Raw genomic sequence first — 228 nt, 5'->3', positions numbered from 1 at the left:
GCCAATTTCGCCCCCGCCTCAAGCAACTTCGTTTCCGTTTTCATGTCAGTAAACAACAACCATTCCCCGTGCAACAGCATGCGGTCGAGTGAATGAATGAGCGACTCAACAAGCGGCGCGGCTCGCTCTGTCGACTGTTGGGCAGCGGCATGCGCAAATTGTTCGAGCTGACGGACCATATCACGCTGCCAAACACGAAAATCGTGCACGAGTTGCACCATTTTTTCC

General features: G+C 53.5%; 1 pseudogene. It reads right to left on the bottom strand.

What is annotated here, in order from left to right:
- Positions 1–228 (bottom strand): annotated as a pseudogene (locus LD028_RS09805) (hypothetical protein); the annotation flags it as partial.

The organism is Anoxybacillus sp. LAT27, assembly GCF_022030075.1.
In the GTDB taxonomy this organism is placed as follows: domain Bacteria; phylum Bacillota; class Bacilli; order Bacillales; family Anoxybacillaceae; genus Anoxybacillus; species Anoxybacillus kestanbolensis.
Note: the sequence above shows the minus strand (reverse complement) of the source record. Positions and strands in the feature narration are given on the sequence as shown.